The organism is Nonomuraea sp. NBC_00507 (genome assembly GCF_036013525.1).
Lineage (GTDB): Bacteria > Actinomycetota > Actinomycetes > Streptosporangiales > Streptosporangiaceae > Nonomuraea.
The window spans coordinates 9,730,699-9,748,028 of the sequence record NZ_CP107853.1; the positions used below are offsets into that span (position 1 = coordinate 9,730,699).

Consider the following 17,330-nt stretch of genomic DNA (forward strand, 5'->3'; position numbering starts at 1 on the left):
GGCACAATAGGCTCATGCGCCCCGGAGCTCGCACCCACGGGGACGATCCCCACGCACTGGCCATCGTCCGTCTCGGCGTCGACGTCCCCTACGAGCAGGCCTGGTCGCTGCAGCGCTGGGTGCACGGCAAGCGCGTGGCGGGCGAGCTGCCCGACACCGTACTGATCCTCGAGCACGCGCCCGTCTACACCGCGGGAAAGCGCACCGCCCCGCAGGAGCGCCCGTCCGACGGCACCCCGGTCATCGACGTCGATCGCGGCGGCCGGCTCACCTGGCACGGTCCCGGGCAGCTCGTCGCCTATCCGATCGTCGGCGGCGTCACGGACGTGATCACGTACGCCTGCCGCCTGGAGGAGACGATGATCCAGGTGTGCGCCGACTTCGGCGTCACCGCCCGGCGGGTGCCGGGCAGGGGCGGCGTGTGGGCGAAGGGCGATCCGAACCTGGGGCTGCCGGATCGCCAGCTCGGCGCGGTCGGCATCCGCGTCTCGCGCGGCGTCACCATGCACGGCTTCGCGCTCAACTGCGCCAACGACCCTCGCTGGTTCAACCGCATCGCGCCGTGCGGGCTGCCCGACGTGGGCGTCTCCTCGCTGTCGGCGGAGACCGGCCGGCGCATCGTGGTCGAAGAGGTCCTGCCGATCGCGGAGAAGCGGCTGGCCGAGGCGCTCGGCATGGAGGCGTTCGAGCTGCACGAAGAGGACCTCCTCCGGAGGTAACCGGATCGGCATTTAATAGCGTCGAAAACCGGGATATCACCGGCTTACCATCACCCGTGTGAAGCGCCTCCTGGCTCTCCTTCTCGCGCTCCTCGTGCACCTGATGACGCTGGCGTTCCTCGTGCTGGGCGCGTGGACCATCCTGGCGCACGCGGATTCACTGCTCGCGTGGCTGCTCGGCGGGCTGTGCCTGGCCATCGGCTGGGTGCTGCGGCCACGCCTGGCCCGGCTGCCCGCCGACGCCGAGACGCTCGAGCACGACTCGGCCCCTGAGCTGTACGCCGTCGCCGAGCGCGTGGCGGACCGGGTCGGCGTGACGCGGCCGCGCAAGATCGCGATCAGAGACCTGGCCGCCGAGACCGGCTACGACCGGGTGGGCCTGGCACGTACGCCGGTGCTGGTCGTGGGGCTGCCGCTGTGGCTGGCCCTGCCGCCCAGGCAGCGGGTGACGCTGCTGGCGAGCGCGTACGCCCGCGTGCCGACCGGTGAGGAGCTCATCGTGGGTGGCGCGCTGGACACGCTGGAGGCCTGGCGGGACGCCCTGATGGAGGCCGGGCCGCTGCGGGTCAGGGAAGAGGCGCACACCACGATCACCGCCGCCTCCCTGGGCGTCGCCGACCAGCCGGGGACCGCGTACGAGGTGGCGGGGTTCTTCGGCCGCCTGCTCGGCCGGGTGCTCGGCGCTCCCGTGCTGCTGATGCGGTACGCGCTCAGCCGGCTGGCCCGCGCCGGCGAGCCCCGTACCAGGGAACGGCGGCAGGCGCTGACGCGGCGGGTCGCCTCCGCGGCGGAGCAGGCGGAGCTGGAGGAGCTGCGGTCCGGCGGCTACCTGGCGCCGATGCAGGCGGCGGCGCTGCGCGGCGAAAACGCGGCGTCGATCAGGCAGGCTGCGCTGGCCAGGTCCCGGCTCACCGCCGACGGCGTGCTCGCCGCGGCCCCGCACTGCGATCTGCTCGGCACGCGCGCGTCCGAGCGCATCGACGACGAGCTCCAGACCTATTACGCCCGGGCGATCCGCGGCTTCGGTCTCATCTCGTGACCCTCGACCGGGCCGGCTCACCGGGAGACGTAAGCTGAGGACGTGACCGTTGCTCCTGAAGGCCGAAAGCTCCTCCGCCTGGAGGTGCGCAACGCCGAAACCCCTATCGAGCGCAAGCCCCCATGGATCAAGACCAAGCTCAAGACGGGCCCCGAATACACCGAGCTGAAATCGCTCGTGCGCCGCGAGGGCCTGCACACGGTCTGTGAAGAGGCGGGCTGTCCCAATATCTACGAGTGCTGGGAAGACCGCGAGGCGACCTTCCTCATCGGCGGCGACCAGTGCACGCGCCGCTGCGACTTCTGCCAGATCGACACGGGCAAGCCGAAGGAGTACGACCGCGACGAGCCGCGCCGGGTCGCCGAGTCCGTCCAGCAGATGGGCTTGAAGTACGCGACCGTGACCGGCGTGGCCCGCGACGACCTGCCCGACGGCGGGGCCTGGCTCTACGCCGAGACCGCCCGCCAGATCCACGCCCTGCTGCCCGGCTGCGGCGTCGAGCTGCTGGTGCCCGACTTCAACGGCAACCGCGAGCAGCTGGAGGAGGTCTTCTCCAGCAAGCCGGAGGTGTTCGCGCACAACGTGGAGACTGTGCCGCGGATCTTCAAGCGCATCCGTCCCGCGTTCCGCTACGACCGATCCCTCAACGTGATCACCATGGCCCGCGAGGCCGGGCTGGTCACCAAGTCCAACCTGATCCTGGGCATGGGCGAGACCCGCGAGGAGATCGTCGAGGCCATGCGCGACCTGCACGCGGCCGGCACCGACCTGCTGACCATCACGCAATACCTGCGGCCGACGCCCCGCCACCACCCGGTGGAGCGGTGGGTGAAGCCGGAGGAGTTCGTCGAGCTGCAGGCCGAGGCCGAGGCGATCGGGTTCGCCGGCGTCCTGTCCGGGCCGCTGGTCCGCTCGTCCTACCGGGCGGGCAAGCTCTACAAGCAGGCCATCGAGGCGCGCCAGACCGCTTGAGGCCAGCTGAGGACAGCCCCGGGCGCGCTCGCCCGGGGCTCTTTCGCTTTCGCGTGCTGGGGCGCGTCGTTACCATGGCCGGGGGCATCCGACGGAGGGCGACGGGGCATGGCCGTACTGATCCGCACCAGTGATGTTCCCGCAAGCGCCGCCACGACGCCTGGCGGAGCATCGTGTGCGACACGCTCGGCCCCCTCGACTTACGCATCGATCCGGAAGCGCCGTTGCGGGGCGAGATCGAGATGGGGCGGCTCGGCGCCGTGGGCGTCGGCCGGATACTTACGTCCACGCCGCACAGCGTGCACCGCACCGCCGGGCTGATCCACCGTGACAATCCCGACCTCTACCGGGTGGTGCTGGCCCTTTCTGGCAGCCCGCGCCTGGCCCAGGACGAGCGGTACACGCAGCTGAGCCGGGGCGAGTTCGCGATCTACGACTTCACTCGGCCGTACGAACTGGCCTATGACAGCGCCGTGCGGCTGGCCGTGTTCAGCGTCCCGCACGACCTGCTGGCCCTGCCCGCCGGCTCGGTCGCCGCGCTCACCGCGTTGCCCATCAGCGCCGACTGCGGCGCGGGCGCGCCGGCCGTGCCGCTGCTGCTGCGCGTGCACGCCTTCATCGAGCAGCGCCTGGGCGAGATCGACCTGGACCCGGGCGCGATCGCGGCCGCGCACCACATCTCCGCGCGCGCACGATGTGGCGGTCGAGGCGCTGGTGCCCGAATTGCTGGAGTTCTTCGCACTTTAGGTAACGCTAAGGTAACAAACCTATCGAGTGGTTGGTTTTCTGGTGAACACTGGGCGGGTGGACTTCGACGAACTGATCACCCGCCTGGACCTCACCACCAAGATCGGACTGCTCACCGGGGCGGACATGTGGTCGCTCCCGCCGGTTCCCGAGATCGGCCTGGACCGGCTCGTCATGAGCGACGGACCCATCGGCGTGCGCGGGGAGCAGTGGAGTTCCGCCGACCCGTCGATCGCGCTGCCGAGCCCGACCGCGCTCGCCGCGACCTGGGACCTGGACCTGGTCAGGCGGGCCGGGCGGCTGCTCGCCCAGGAGGCCCGGCGCAAGGGGGTGCACGTGCTGCTCGCCCCCACGCTCAACCTGCACCGTTCGCCGCTCGGTGGGCGGCATTTCGAGTGCTTCTCGGAGGATGCGTACCTGACGGGTGAACTCGGCGCGGCGTACGTCGAGGGCGTGCAGGAGGGCGGCGTGGCCACCACGCCCAAGCACTTCGTGGCCAACGACTTCGAGACCGACCGGTTCACTGTGGACGTCCGTGTGGGTGAGCAGGCGCTGCGGGAGGTGTACCTGCGGCCGTTCGAGCGCGTGGTGCGGGCGGGCGCCTGGGGCGTCATGACCGCGTACAACGCGGTCAACGGCACGACGATGACCGAGCACGCGGAGCTGGTCAACGGGGTGTTGAAGGGCGAGTGGGGGTTCGACGGGTTCGTCGTGTCCGACTGGACGGCGGTGCGCTCCACCGAGGCGGCCGCCATGGGCGGGACCGATGTGGCGATGCCGGGGCCGTACGGGCCGTGGGGCGAGAAGCTGGAGGCGGCGGTGCGGGACGGGCGCGTGCCCGAGGCCGTCATCGACGACCGGATCCGCCGCATCCTGCGCCTGGCCGCACGCGTCGGCGCCCTCCACACCCCGGACGAGTCCACCGGGGCCTTGGCCGCCTCCCCCACCGGCGCCTCCGACCCGGCGGCCGCCACACGCATCGGCGCCTCGGCCACCGACCCGACCGGCCCGGCCGGCGCGGCCGAAGTTGCCGACGCCGGCGAAGGGGCCGATGCGCGGGCGGGCGCAAGCGCGGGTGCGGGCGCGGGTGCGGGCGCGGGCGCGGGCGCGGGCGCGCGTGGCGAGGTGATCGATGGTGTGGCGCTGGCGCGTGAGGTCGCCGCACGGGCCTTCACGCTGCTGACCAACGACGGCGTCCTGCCGCTCCGGGGCGCTCCGACGATCGCCGTCATCGGCTCGGCCGCCGACAAGGCGCGCGTCATGGGCGGCGGCAGCGCCCAGGTCTTCCCCGACCGGATCGTCTCACCCCTGGAGGGTCTCGGTGCGCGTGCCGAGGTCCGGTACGCCCTCGGCACCGACCCCCGGGTCCGCCTGGCGCCGATCCCTTCCCCCACCAGGGCCCTGTTCCTGGACGAGGCGGGCGGCGTGCTGGCCGAGCACCCACTGGCCGACGGTGAGGCGCGCTGGATCGGCCAGCTGCCGCCGGACGTGGACGGCGATCGGCTCAAGGCGGTCCGGCTGGTGACCGCATACACGCCGGGGCTCTCGGGTGAGCACCAGCTGTCCGTCGTCGGCGCCGGCGCCTTCACCGTCACCGTGAACGGCGAGACCGTCTTCGACGACACCATCGACCCGCCGGGCGGCGACCCGGCCGCGGCGTTCCTTTCTCCGCCGGAGCAGCGATTGAGCGTGCCGATGACGGCGGGCGAGCCGTACGAGGTGACCGTGACGCACCCCACAGGGGCGTTCGGCGGCATGGCGATCGTGTCCTTCACGCTCGGCCACGCCGACCCGAGCCCCGGCGACGAGGCGCTCATGGCCGAGGCCGTGGGAGTGGCGGCGGAGTGCGACGTGGCGGTGGTCGTGGCCGGGACCACGCCGGAGGTGGAGAGCGAGGGCTTCGACCGTACCGACCTCAGGCTGCCCGGACGGCAGGACGAGCTGATCCGCGCAGTGGCCGCGGCCAACCCGCGCACGGTGGTCGTGGTCAACGCTGGCTCGCCGGTCGAGATGCCGTGGGCCGGGGAGGTGGCGGCGGTGCTGCTCACCTGGTTCCCGGGGCAGGAGGCGGGGGCCGCGCTGGCCGAGGTGCTGTTCGGGGACGCCGAGCCGGGCGGGCGGCTGCCGACGACCTGGCCGCGCCGCCTGGAGGACGTTCCCGTGGCCGGTGTGACGCCCGTGGACGGGGCGGTGGCGTACGAGGAGGGGGTGTTCATCGGCTACCGGGCATGGCAGCGGTCGGGGAAGGAGCCGGCATTCTGGTTCGGGCACGGCCTGGGGTATACGACCTGGTCGTACGACTCCATCGCCGCCGAGGGCACCACCGTCACGGTGGCCCTCACCAACACCGGCGACCGCCCGGGCCGCGAGGTCGTCCAGCTCTACGTCGCCGACGGGGCCGATCGGCGGCTGGCCGGGTTCGACGTGGTCGAGGCCGAGCCGGGGCAGACCGTGCTCACCACCGTCTTCCTGCCCGAGCGGGCCTTCCAGGTGTGGGAGGGCGGTTGGCGCACGCTCACGGGCGAGCACACGATCGAGGCGGCACGCCACGTGGCCGACTCGCGGCTCTCCGTCACCGTCAAGATCTAGCCGTCGGCGAAATCGCCGGGCCGCGTTTCCCATAGCCCACCAGTTGGTTTGTATCCTTCAGAGCATGGCAAAGTCCGAGGATCCAGAGAAGCCGGGGCGCATCAAGCAGCTCCGCATGGTCGCGCAGATCATTAAGCAGGCCAATCCCAAGGGGATGCCGCTCGTCTTCCTCTCGGCGGTGGGCACGCTCGCTGTGGTCGTCGTGATCGGCCTGGTCACGGGCTATTTGTGGTATTCGGTCTTCATCGGCGTCCTGGCCGCGTTCACCGTCGGCCTGGTGGTGTTCGGTCAGCTCGCGCAGAGGGCGCAATACTCGATCCTGCACGGGCAGACCGGCGCCGCCGCCGCGGTGTTGCAGGGCATGCGGGGCAACTGGCAGGTCAACCCGGCCATCGCGGTCAACCGCGACCAGGACCTCGTGCATCTCGTGATCGGCTACCCGGGAGTCGTGCTGGTGTCCGAGGGGCCCGGCAACCGGGTGGGCAAGATGCTGGCGGCCGAGAAGAAGCGGATCGCGCGGGTGGTGCTGGGCATCGAGATCTACGACATCCAGTGCGGTGACGGCGAGGGGCAGGTGCCGCTGGGCAAGCTGCAGCGCCACCTCATGAAGCTGCCGCGCAACCTGAAGAAGCCCGCGGTCAACGAGGTCAAGGACCGCCTGCGCTCGCTGCCGCGCAACATGCCGCTGCCCAAGGGCCCGATGCCCAAGGGTGCCCGCATCCCGCGCGGCCCCAAGATGCGCTAGTGCTGTCGCTTTCCTCGCGGGCCAACCGCGGCTGGTGGGACGTCAACGCCGACGACTACCAGGTGGAGCACGGCGAGTTCCTGCGTGACAGCGGGTTCCTGTGGTGCCCCGAGGGCGTGGACGAGGCCGACGCGCACCTGCTCGGGCAGGTGCGCGGGCGGCGTGTGCTGGAGATCGGCTGCGGTGCGGCGCAGTGCGCGCGGTGGCTGGTGACGCAAGGTGCCAAGGTGGCGGCGTTCGACATCTCACATCGCCAGCTGCGCCACTCCCAGCGGATCGATCTCGACACAGGGCTGCACGTGCCCGTGGTGCAGGCCGACGCCGAATTGTTGCCGTTCGCCGGCGCCGCCTTCGATCTGGCGTGCTCGGCGTTCGGGGCGCTGCCGTTCGTGGCCGACCCGCTCGCGGTGTTCCGCGAGGTGCACCGGGTGCTCAGGCCGGGAGGCCGGTTCGTGTTCTCGGTGAGCCATCCCATCCGGTGGGCGTTCCCTGACGACCCGGGGCCGCGCGGGCTGACCTCCGACCGGTCCTACTTCGACCGCTCCCCCTATGAGGAACGGGACGAGCGCGGCACGGTCACCTACGTCGAGCATCACCGGACGCTGGCCGACTGGGTCAACCTGCTGGTCGCCTCCGGCCTGACGATCACGGGGCTGCTGGAGCCGGAGTGGCCGGAGGGGCACGAGCGGGTGTGGGGCGGCTGGAGCCCACTCCGCGGCCGGCACCTCCCGGGTACGGCGATCTTCAGCTGCGTGCGCGGCTAGCGGTCACATCCGAACGGCCATCGTGTTGGACGCGCGGTCATGGATGCCGCGATGGTCGCGGTCGAAGATCAGCGCGGGCACGACCAGGCACAGCAGCACCGTGCGGGCCAGCACGGGCAGCCATCGGGGCCTGCCCCCGTCCATCGCGGCCACCCTGATCCCCATCAGCCGATGCCCGAACGTCTGCCCCATGAAGCCGACCAGGATCAGATATTGCACGGCGAACACGGCCATGGGCGCCCACGGCGACTCGGCCGGATTCATCCTCAGCAGCAGCTGCACGACGGCCCACGTGCAGATCACCCAGTCGATGACGAGGGCGCCGATCCTGCGGCCCCACCCGGCGATCGACCCGCTGCCCTCCTCGGGCAGCCCCAGGCGCTCGCCCGGGTATCCGAGGTCGACCCCGGCGGCCCGGACCCCGCCGAGCCACGTCTGCGTCCACCGAGGTTCCTTGCTGCTCATGCCCTCCACGGTATCCGCCCGATACGCCGGTCGGCATTGTGACCCAACCGCGTCGTGGAGCGGCCACGATGTACGCCATGCCATACGGGGATGACCTCGACGAGCGTTTCAACGAGCTGGTCGCGCAGATCGACGCCGAAGAGCGGCGCAGGATGCGGGCCACCGCCAAGAAGGAGGCCAGAACGGGGCGCCGCAGCCGCTCAGGACGCCGGCCCGGCCGCGCCGACGGCCCGTCGCAGGACTCTCACTTAGCCGGGCCGCCGCGCCGGATCGGGCAGGTCTGGCTGGCGATGGCCACGGTCGCGGCGCTGATCGCGGCCGCGGGGGTCGTCATCACCCTCCGCCCCGACCTGCTGGCTCCCTCAGGCGCGATACCGGAGGAGACCATGCCGGTGCAGGCCGCTCCTCTGGCCGAGGAGCCGGAACCCGAGGAGACGGTGGCGGCGGAAACGACGGCGGGCCAGGAGGAGACGGCGGGTCCGTCCGAGGGATCGACGGCGGCAGGGCCGTTCGAGGGATCGGCGGCGGAAGACTGGGCGGAGGGCGCGGCCGGTTTCGCCATGCCCAAGGCCAAGGCGCTCGGCGGGCTGTCGAAGAAGCAGGTCGCCGAAGGACTGAAACGGGCGCGCGACCTGTTGGCGGCGGCGCATCTCGACCGCGAGACGCTCATGGGCGGCAACCCGACGCCCTTCGTCAAGCTGCTCCATCCCGATCAGCGATCGTGGTTCCGGAAGAATCTCAACGGCGCGAAGGAGCGGAACACCAGGTCATGGGTGACGAGCTTCGCGCCGAAGACCGCCGAGCAGGCCACCGATGTGATCAAGGTCCACGGCCGGACCAAGCTCTCGGCCTTCAAAGAGGACGGGATCACCGGCGCCAAGCTGGAGATCAACCACTTGATCGTGTACGCGATCCAGCGCCCGGGTCGGCCCGACACGACGATGCGGCTGGTCAAGCACCACCGCGGCACCGTGCTCATGTACCGTGACACACGGGGCACGATCACCTGGATCACCGATTGGGGCAGCAGCGCGACGCCCGCGCGGTGTGACGTACGCGACGGATATATCCACCCCGCGTACCCCGACTCGGCCCCTGATAAGGAAGTCCCGGTGGGCACGCCCACAGACCCATATGTCCTCGACGAGGAGCGGCATACGGGCGAGTGCCGCGCCGCCAAGAGAACATGATCGGCTCCCGGCTCGATCATGTGCGAAGCTGACCCTGCGTAACACGTGCGAAACAATCGAGACACCATACGGAAACGGCCAAGCCCTAGCGTCGGAATGATGGCCAGTCCCCAGGGAGGTTCGAGAGTGTTCAACTCCGCCGACGACGTCCTGAAGTTCATCAGTGACGAAGGGGTGCAGTTCGTCGATGTCAGGTTCACCGACCTGCCGGGGACGACGCATCACTTCACCTTCCCGGTAGAGAACTTCAGCGGAAGCGTCTTCACCGACGGGCTCATGTTCGACGGCTCGTCGATTCGCGGCTTCCAAGCGATCCACGAGTCCGACATGCTTCTGCTGCCTGACCCGTCGAGCGCCGTGGTGGACCCGTTCCGCCAGCACAAGACGCTCAACATCAACTTCTTCGTGCACGACCCGCTGACCGGCGAGGCCTACAGCCGCGACCCGCGCAACGTGGCGCGCAAGGCGGAGGAATTCCTCAAGGGCACGGGCATCGCCGACACGGTCTACTTCGGCCCCGAGGCCGAGTTCTACATCTTCGACGACGTGCGCTTCGAGACGAAGCAGAACGCCGGCTATTACTACATCGACTCCATCGAGGGCGCCTGGAACACCGGCAAGGCGACCGAGGGCGGCAACCTCGGCTACAAGCCGCGCTACAAGGGCGGTTACTTCCCGGTCCCGCCGATGGACCACTTCACCGACCTGCGCTCGGAGATGGTCCGCAACCTCATCGAGTGCGGCATCGAGGTCGAGATGCAGCACCACGAGGTCGGCACCGCCGGTCAGGCGGAGATCGACTTCAAGTTCGGCACGCTGCTCAAGACCGCCGACAACCTGATGCTCTACAAGTACGTCATCAAGAGCACGGCCCTCGAGTACGGCCACACGGTGACGTTCATGCCGAAGCCGATCTTCGGTGACAACGGCTCGGGCATGCACTGCCACCAGTCGCTGTGGAAGGACGGCTCGCCGCTCTTCTACGACGAGGTCGGCTACGCCGGCCTGTCGGACACGGCCCGCTACTACATCGGCGGCCTGCTCAAGCACGCCCCGTCGCTGCTGGCCTTCACCAACCCGACGGTCAACTCCTACCACCGCCTGGTGCCGGGTTACGAGGCGCCGGTCAACCTGGTCTACTCGCAGCGCAACCGGTCGGCCTGCGTCCGCATCCCGATCACGGGCTCCAACCCGAAGGCCAAGCGCATCGAGTTCCGCGTGCCGGACCCGTCCTGCAACCCGTACTTCGCCTTCTCGGCCATGCTGATGGCGGGCATCGACGGCATCCGCAACAAGATCGAGCCGCCGGAGCCGGTCGACAAGGACCTCTACGAGCTGCCGCCGGAAGAGGCCCGCAACATCCCGCAGGTGCCCGGCTCGCTCACCGACGTGCTCAACGCCCTGGAAGAGGACCACGACTACCTGCTCGAGGGCGGCGTGTTCACGCCTGACCTGATCGAGACGTGGATCTCCTACAAGCGGGAGAACGAAGTCGACCCGATCCGGCTGCGTCCGCACCCGCACGAGTTCGAGCTCTACTACGACGTGTGACGGCCCGGTTTTCCGGCCTCGGCGATCATCCCTAAAACGGGCGCTGAGCTGGGAAAACCTTGTGGTTAGTTGTCGTTGTTTGTCGTTGCTGAGCAACGTCAGAAGGAACAGAGAGGTAACAGAACGGCCCGGCATCGTAATCGGTGCCGGGCCGTTCTGCGCTGGTGGGGGCGAAGATAGCGGTTCCGCAATCGTCACCTCGCCGCCTGCTCCGCGTAGTAATCCCGGAACCACGTTACCGGACAAGGCCCACAGAATTTTCCCAGAAGCCCGCGTGGCACAGGCTGGCCGGGACCAAACGGTGACGATTGGCGACGACCTGCCAGCGACGAACGACGTTCAGTCGTCGGACGAGGGGCGGCGACGGCATGCGTCCGACGCGACAAGACGACGGAAGCGCCCTAACGTGGAAGCCACGCCACGCCACCACAAGGAAGCCACACAGCCATGCCACGCACCCCCAAAGCACCGCAGCCAACCCTCACCGAACCCGGCACCGCAGCCGCGCAGCAGCCGACAGCGGAACCGCAATCGGCACGAACAGGCCCCCGCCGCGGCCGCAAACCGCAGTGGACCAAGCTCCAGCCCACCATCGCCCACCTGTACGAGGACATCGACGAACGCCTCACCGCCGCCCTGGAAACCACCGGCATGGGCCTGCAGGAGACGTTCGAGGAAGCAATCAACACCTACTGCGACGCGCTGCGGCCGCCCATCCCGGCCGAGATGCCGGAGGACGCCGACCTCAAGATGCCGCGCGACCCCAACCAGCCGCCGCCAGGCACGCCGGTCGATCGCCCCACCGTGGCGCCGGCTGTCGTACGGCTCACGCGCAACACCAGGGCGCGGCTCGTCGCCGCGTGCCACCAGGAGCAGATAGGCGGCAAGGCCGTCATCAACGACGCAATCGAGGCGTATCTCGACGAGCTGGGTCTGGAGCAGTAGCCAGGTCCGCTCATGCGGAAAGGCCGCCGCCACCTCGATTTGTCCCTGGAAACGCGAAGGGCGCGGGCCGTATCGTCCACCCCCGACCCAGTGCACTCGGTCGCGTACCACTCCTGGCTTGTGCAGAGAGGCTGCTCGCCGGGCGGGATCAGCTGAATGCTGACGGCGACTTTGGGGTTAGCTGCTCAGGCTCGATGTCGGAGTGCAGTCGCCGAGGCCGCTGACACGGGCCGTCGAGAACACGCTGGCGCGACCCGCCGCGACGCGCGCACGGAAGGAACTCGAGTCGTCAGCTTCCTCGATCTCGCCGACGCCAGCACGTAATGTAGTCACTTGAACCCCTTAGGTAACTCCTGGGCCTTGGACAACAGCCCTGCGGATCGCCCCCTAACGCAGGGATTTCTGACACATCCATAGACACCGGCACCGGTCGGAGCACGTAAGGGGGCAAGCGGTGAATAGACAGTCCATCGCCGCTACAGGCATCGCCGTCGAGCAGGGGGCGGGCACACGCAAACCGCGGAGCATCACAACAGGAGTCGTCGGCCGGGCGGTGATAGCCGTGATCACGGCTGCCGTGACGGTCGTGATGGCCATGGGGGTGGCGGCGGTTCCGACCGGGGCGGTGGTCCCCGGTCGCAACGGCAAGATCGCCTTCGTCAGCTTCCGGGACGGCAACCTCGAGATCTATTCGATGAATCCCGACGGCAGCGGCCAGACCCGCCTCACCAACAACCCCGCGAACGACGTTCAACCGGCGTGGTCACCGGACGGCACCAAGATCGCCTTCGCTAGCGACCGGGACGGCAACACCGAGATCTACGTGATGAACGCCGACGGCAGCGGGCAGACCCGCCTCACCAACAACCTCGCGCCCGTCGCCGACATCGACCCGACGTGGTCACCGGACGGCACCAAGATTGCCTTTGCCAGCAGCCGGGACGGCAACCTCGAGATCTATTCGATGAACGCCGACGGCAGCGGGCCGACCCGCCTCACCAACAACCTCGCGTCCGACGATCAACCGGCGTGGTCACCAGGTGGCACCAAGATTGCCTTTGTCAGCGCCCGGGACGGCAACACCGAGATCTATTCGATGAACGCCGACGGCACCGTGCAGACCCGCCTCACCAACAACTCCGCGCTCGACCTTGCGCCGGGGTGGTCACCAGATGGCACCAAGATCGCCTTCGCAAGCAACCGGGACGCCGGCGTCGAGATCTATTCGATGAACGCCGACGGCACCGGGCCGACCCGCCTCACCATCGCCACCGTCGGGACCAACAATCAACCGGCGTGGTCACCAGATGGCACCAAGATCGCCTTTGTCAGCAGCCGGGACGGCAACGCCGAGATCTATTCGATGAACGCCGACGGTACCGGGCAGACCCGCCTCACTAACAACTTGGCGTTTGATGTCCAGCCCGACTGGCAGGCCATCGCCGTTACCGCCCGCAATATCAGGAGTCGCGTGACCAAGACTCGCGGCCAGCACCAGATTCTCGGCCAGCGCCAGACTCACGGCCAGCGCCAGACTCACGGCCAGCGCCAGAACCAGAACCAGAACCAGAACCAGAACCAGAGGCACCACCAGAGCCAGGGCCAGGGCCAGCACCAGAAGATCCATATCAAGAAGTCAGGATCACGGTAGCCGCTGCCAGACTCCGACTGGGTAATCGTCTTGGCGCGCCGGTGCACGCCGCGCCGACGACCGCCCCGTAAGGGCCATGCACGGCCCGCGCGGATGCCTCAACCCCGCCCACGTTCGAAGCGCCAGGAAACGTCGGCGGCCCGCGCCCCCGCAGCGGACCGCCGACGAGCTGGTGCTACTTGTTGACGGCGTCCTTGGCACCCTTGCCGGGCCGGAACCGCATGACCCATTTACCGGGGACGCTGATCTCCTCGTTGGTGTTCGGGTCACGGGCGATGCGGGCCTTGCGGTACACGCGGTCGAAGACTCCGAGCCCTCCGATGCGGACCTCTTCGCCGGTGGCGACGCTGCTGACGATGATGTCGATGAACGCCTGGACGGCCCGCTCGGCGGCCGCCTTGGTCGGGGCTCCGGTCCGTGTGCCCCACTGCTCGATGAGTTCTGCCTTGTTCATGCGTGGCACTCCCCCGGTGTGACGGTTCTGTTGATACAGAACGGTGGAGCACGCGACAGACGCATATGACACGCCGAACGCGTCAAATGGTCACACCGCTTCCCACAGGTGTGCGAAATACGCTCGCCACCGACCGCACGGCACGAATCTCTGTACCCGTCCCCGTCCGCGGCCATAACGTCGGATCCATGTCGCAAGCTCACCGTGGCACCAGCCTGACGATCATCGCCCTGCTGTGCTTCATAGGTCTGCCTGCCGTGGCTATCCCCACACTTTCGTGGCTGCTGCCATCTCGATCCACAGAGCCGCCGCCGCCCGATGCGCCGTGCCCCGCCGACCTCAAGGGCGCGGTGCGCACCCCCACGCAGTACACCGACAAGGCCTCGCCGTACCAAGGGGCGGGACCGCATCCCATGCGGCTCGTCGAGGTCCTGCCCGAGGGCAACCACGACATCTCCTACTTAGCCGTTGGGCCAGGGGTGTATGAAGCCAACTTCCATCCCGAGAAGGTGCAGTTGGTGGCCTGCGAGTACGCCATCGAGCGCGGCGCGGTCCTCGCGTGCGAGTACTCGGGCTTAGGTGTTCTCCGGCCCATGCGCGTGACCTACGTCTACCGGGTCTACGAGGCCAAGACCTCCAGGTTCATCAAAGAGTTCCGCATCGGCACCGTGCGCAGGTGCCCGAACGAGATCGGCGTCTACAACGGCGAGCGGCCGAACGGCATACGGGAAGAGCGCGACCGCACGGCACTGGAAAAGGCCCTGGCCCCCTTGGTCGAACGCCCGGCCAAGGATGGCTAGGCGCACGCGGCATCGTCGATGAGCGTGCGGGCCTCCTCCTCGACGGTCTTGTTGCGGCGGGGTCAGAGCCACTTCGGCCGTCGTTGATCTTCTTCGAGTTTACGCAGCCGCTCCCGTGCTTCCATGAGCCGCATGTCTATCGCCGTTAGAGACTGCGCCCGCATGTCAGCATCCGCAGCCGCGCGACCGGCCTTCATCCTGGCCGAGTCGGCTGCCATTCTGGCAGCCTCGAACGCTTAGATCCTTTCCTGGAGCTGGGCTTCCGCCCTGGATTGCCGGGCATGGGAGATCATTAGTGCGTGTTCAGCGTCACGCCTCACACGCTCCAAGGTGGCGATGTCCTCTTGAGCGAGGATGGCAAGATCCGGTAGTAGGTCCTGCAAGTCCACGGCAAGGACCCGAGCCAACGCCACAGCTTCATGCAGTCGAACTGGCCGCGTGCCGGCCTCGATGCGGGCGATCGCACTCTGGTGCAGCGACACGCCCAGCTCGGCCACCCACAGGCGGGCCTGCACGACGTTCTCGACGCCGAAGCCGAGCACGGGCTTGCCGTGTTTCTCCTGGCAGTGACGCAGGTAGGTGACCACCTCCTCCATCAGGGCGCGGCTTCGGATGCGGGTCTTTTGGTGCTCGGTCAGGTTGTCCAGGTCGTCGGCCCAGAGGGCCATCTGGTCTTCCTTGTCGAAGTACCGCGTCTCGCCTGATGCGGTGCTGAACGCGGGGCAGGCAGGGCTCGCCCAGAAAAAGCCGGCGTAGGGGAACTTCTCGATTGCGTCGGCCGCCTGGACGTCGCCGAGCCAGCAGTCCACGTCGGGGTGGTTCTCGACGTACGTCCACTTCGCGGGCTTCGCGTGGTTGGTGGCGAACTTCAGCTTGGTGCCGGGGACGGCGGCGATTCCGGTTCCTGAGCCGCCGCCGCCCGCGAACATCTCGACAACGTCAATGTCGTCGGGGAAGCCTCGGGTCAGCACGAGGACTCCCCACGGGCAGACTCCTCGGCGGCGGCCCTCAGGGCGCGGACCTGCTCGACCGCCGAATGATCGTGGGCAGGAGGTACCGCAGTGTGGCGGTTCATCAGTGGTGTTGCCTTTCGCAGATAGCGAGGGATTAGAGCGAGAGCGAAAGCTGGGCGGGCCCGTTCAGGCCCGCTTGCCACGCCTTGTCGAAGGAGGTGAGGGTCTTGTCGTGCGCCAGCGCGGGCGCGACGACGAGGCGCATTCAACGCACGGGTAGTAGAAGTTCCGGATGCGCAGCCACACCCAGCGGTGGCTGCAGTCCGCCTCCACCCGGCGGCACGAGCAGGTGCGCGGGCGCGGCATTGCTGACCTACCGCGTGTCGGTGCGGTGCTGGACGGCTCGACTGCCTCGATCCTCGTCGCCGTACCCACCAGCCGACCTCCCCAGCCCTGTACGGCTCGCGGTGACCTGCCACGCCCACCGGCCGAAAGGAGGCGTGATATCGTGATATCACCATGCCGATGAAACCTGGAAGCACCAAGAACCTGCTGCTACGCCTCGACCCCGGCCTGGCCGAACGCCTGCAGACCGTGGCCGAGGTCGAGGGCCGCTCGATCTCCGAGGTCGTGCGCGAGGCCATCGCCACGCTGGTGGAGCAGCGCCGCAGGGACAAACGGTTCCTGCAGTTACTCGACGACAACCTCGCCCGCCACCAGCAGGCGCTCGACCTGCTCCGGGACGACCAGCCATGATCTGCCTTGGGATCGCCGACCTGGTCATCATCGCCAGCCGTACCCTCGGGCTGGACACCGCCCAGGTGCTCGACCTGCTCGACCTTGCCGCCGCCGAGCGCGCCCTGGACCAGGCACAGCACAGCAGCGAACCCAGCGACCCCGCCACGCAAGCCGCCGCCCTGCTGCACGCGTTGGCGCGCCAGCGGCCGCTGCGGCACGGCAACCACCAGGTAGCGCTCGCCGCCATGCTGCAGTTCCTCGCGCTCAACGGCTGGAACGTCACCCTCGAGCGGCCCAAGGTGGTCAAGACCGTCGTAACCGGGCTCACAGCCGGCGCGCTCGGCGCCGGGGACGTGACCCGCTGGCTGGCACCCCGGCTGCGGCGGCACGGCCGTGCGGAGACCCACACGAAGGAGGCACCAATGCGGCGATGGCTGCCGCCGGCTGCGGAGATGAGGCTGGCAACGCTGCGGAGGCAACCGATCGGCATGTTCCGGCGGTTCACCGGCCGGGCCCGGGAGGCTGTCCAGGCGGCCGAGCAGGAAGCCCGGCGCCTCAACCACAATCACGTCGGCACCGAACACCTCCTGCTCGGCCTGCTCGGCGAGGGCCGTGCCGCCAAGACACTGGAGTCGCTCGGGATCTCACAGGAGGCCGTGCGGGCCCACGTCGAAGAGCTGATCGGCCCTGGCCTCAGCGCCCCGGCCGGACACATCCCGTTCACCCCCCGGGCCAAGAAAGCCCTCAAGCAGTCGCTGCGCGAGGCGCTTCGCCTCGGCGACAGCTACGTCGGCACCGAACACCTCCTGCTCGGGCTGGCTCGCGAGGGTGAGGGGGTCGCGGTCGAGATATTGGTTGGGTTCGGCGCCGGGTATGCCCGCCTGCGCGAGCAGGTGCTGCAGGTGCTGACCGGCGAGGGTGAGCGAGCAGGTGCGTGGATGCGGCTGGTCCGCATGACTGTGCCCGCTGATCTTCACGACTACGACGAGCAGATCGCCCAGGTGCGGC

15 protein-coding genes and 2 pseudogenes are annotated in these 17,330 nt (G+C 68.9%); 14 read left to right on the forward strand and 3 right to left on the reverse strand.

Annotation, left to right across the window (positions count from 1 at the left end; all coding sequences use genetic code 11):
* Positions 1-14: 14 nt before the first annotated feature.
* The 7 genes and pseudogenes from lipB (at position 15) to OHA25_RS46925 (ending at position 7,575) form a co-directional block, all read left to right on the forward strand.
* A complete protein-coding gene (gene lipB, locus OHA25_RS46895) occupies positions 15-719 on the forward strand; it encodes a lipoyl(octanoyl) transferase LipB (RefSeq protein WP_327583319.1) in 705 nt (234 codons plus the stop codon).
* 58 nt (positions 720-777) lie between these two features.
* Complete coding sequence (locus OHA25_RS46900) at positions 778-1,758, forward strand: M48 family metallopeptidase (protein WP_327583320.1); 981 nt, start codon at positions 778-780, stop codon at positions 1,756-1,758.
* A gap of 42 nt (positions 1,759-1,800) precedes the next feature.
* A complete protein-coding gene (lipA, locus tag OHA25_RS46905) occupies positions 1,801-2,730 on the forward strand; it encodes a lipoyl synthase (protein ID WP_327583321.1) in 930 nt (309 codons plus the stop codon).
* A gap of 173 nt (positions 2,731-2,903) precedes the next feature.
* Positions 2,904-3,284, forward strand: a pseudogene (locus tag OHA25_RS61685) (hypothetical protein); the annotation flags it as partial.
* A 250-nt stretch (positions 3,285-3,534) separates the two neighbouring features.
* The gene (locus tag OHA25_RS46915; protein ID WP_327583323.1) at positions 3,535-6,066 is read left to right on the forward strand and encodes a beta-glucosidase family protein; all 2,532 of its coding nucleotides are present in this window, start codon (positions 3,535-3,537) and stop codon (positions 6,064-6,066) included.
* 64 nt (positions 6,067-6,130) lie between these two features.
* Entirely contained in the window at positions 6,131-6,811 is a 681-nt protein-coding gene (locus OHA25_RS46920) for a DUF4191 domain-containing protein (RefSeq protein ID WP_305919812.1), read from the forward strand.
* On the forward strand, positions 6,811-7,575 hold the full coding sequence (locus tag OHA25_RS46925) for a class I SAM-dependent methyltransferase (protein ID WP_327583324.1): 765 nt from the start codon (positions 6,811-6,813) through the stop codon (positions 7,573-7,575). The genes OHA25_RS46920 and OHA25_RS46925 overlap by 1 nt, the downstream gene beginning before the upstream one ends.
* A gap of 3 nt (positions 7,576-7,578) precedes the next feature.
* On the opposite strand, the gene OHA25_RS46930 is transcribed toward OHA25_RS46925, so the two are convergent.
* On the reverse strand, positions 7,579-8,040 hold the full coding sequence (locus tag OHA25_RS46930; RefSeq protein ID WP_305919810.1) for an RDD family protein: 462 nt from the start codon (positions 8,038-8,040) through the stop codon (positions 7,579-7,581).
* A 77-nt stretch (positions 8,041-8,117) separates the two neighbouring features.
* Between OHA25_RS46930 and OHA25_RS46935 the strand changes: the two genes are divergently transcribed.
* From OHA25_RS46935 to OHA25_RS46950, 4 genes are all read left to right on the forward strand, one after another.
* Positions 8,118-9,230 (forward strand): hypothetical protein, encoded by a 1,113-nt coding sequence (locus OHA25_RS46935; RefSeq protein WP_327583325.1) that lies wholly within the window; start codon positions 8,118-8,120, stop codon positions 9,228-9,230.
* 126 nt (positions 9,231-9,356) lie between these two features.
* Complete coding sequence (gene glnA, locus OHA25_RS46940; protein WP_305919807.1) at positions 9,357-10,781, forward strand: type I glutamate--ammonia ligase; 1,425 nt, start codon at positions 9,357-9,359, stop codon at positions 10,779-10,781.
* Between the two features lie 447 nt (positions 10,782-11,228).
* On the forward strand, positions 11,229-11,726 hold the full coding sequence (locus OHA25_RS46945) for a hypothetical protein (protein ID WP_327583326.1): 498 nt from the start codon (positions 11,229-11,231) through the stop codon (positions 11,724-11,726).
* A gap of 454 nt (positions 11,727-12,180) precedes the next feature.
* Positions 12,181-13,377 carry an LpqB family beta-propeller domain-containing protein gene (locus OHA25_RS46950; protein WP_327583327.1) on the forward strand — a complete coding sequence of 399 codons (1,197 nt, stop codon included), beginning with the start codon at positions 12,181-12,183 and terminating at the stop codon, positions 13,375-13,377.
* Between the two features lie 175 nt (positions 13,378-13,552).
* Here OHA25_RS46950 and OHA25_RS46955 read toward each other — a convergent pair whose 3' ends face one another.
* Positions 13,553-13,831 carry an HU family DNA-binding protein gene (locus OHA25_RS46955; protein WP_327583328.1) on the reverse strand — a complete coding sequence of 93 codons (279 nt, stop codon included), beginning with the start codon at positions 13,829-13,831 and terminating at the stop codon, positions 13,553-13,555.
* Between the two features lie 188 nt (positions 13,832-14,019).
* On the opposite strand from OHA25_RS46955, the gene OHA25_RS46960 reads away from it, so the two are divergent.
* Positions 14,020-14,631 (forward strand): hypothetical protein, encoded by a 612-nt coding sequence (locus OHA25_RS46960; protein ID WP_327583329.1) that lies wholly within the window; start codon positions 14,020-14,022, stop codon positions 14,629-14,631.
* Positions 14,632-14,867: 236 nt separating this feature from the next.
* On the opposite strand, the gene OHA25_RS46965 is transcribed toward OHA25_RS46960, so the two are convergent.
* On the reverse strand, positions 14,868-15,602 hold the full coding sequence (locus tag OHA25_RS46965) for a helix-turn-helix domain-containing protein (protein WP_327583330.1): 735 nt from the start codon (positions 15,600-15,602) through the stop codon (positions 14,868-14,870).
* 507 nt (positions 15,603-16,109) lie between these two features.
* Between OHA25_RS46965 and OHA25_RS46970 the strand changes: the two genes are divergently transcribed.
* Entirely contained in the window at positions 16,110-16,340 is a 231-nt protein-coding gene (locus OHA25_RS46970; RefSeq protein WP_327583331.1) for a CopG family ribbon-helix-helix protein, read from the forward strand.
* Positions 16,341-16,810: 470 nt separating this feature from the next.
* A pseudogene (locus tag OHA25_RS46975) lies at positions 16,811-17,236 on the forward strand (Clp protease N-terminal domain-containing protein); the annotation flags it as partial.
* Positions 17,237-17,330 lie beyond the last annotated feature (94 nt).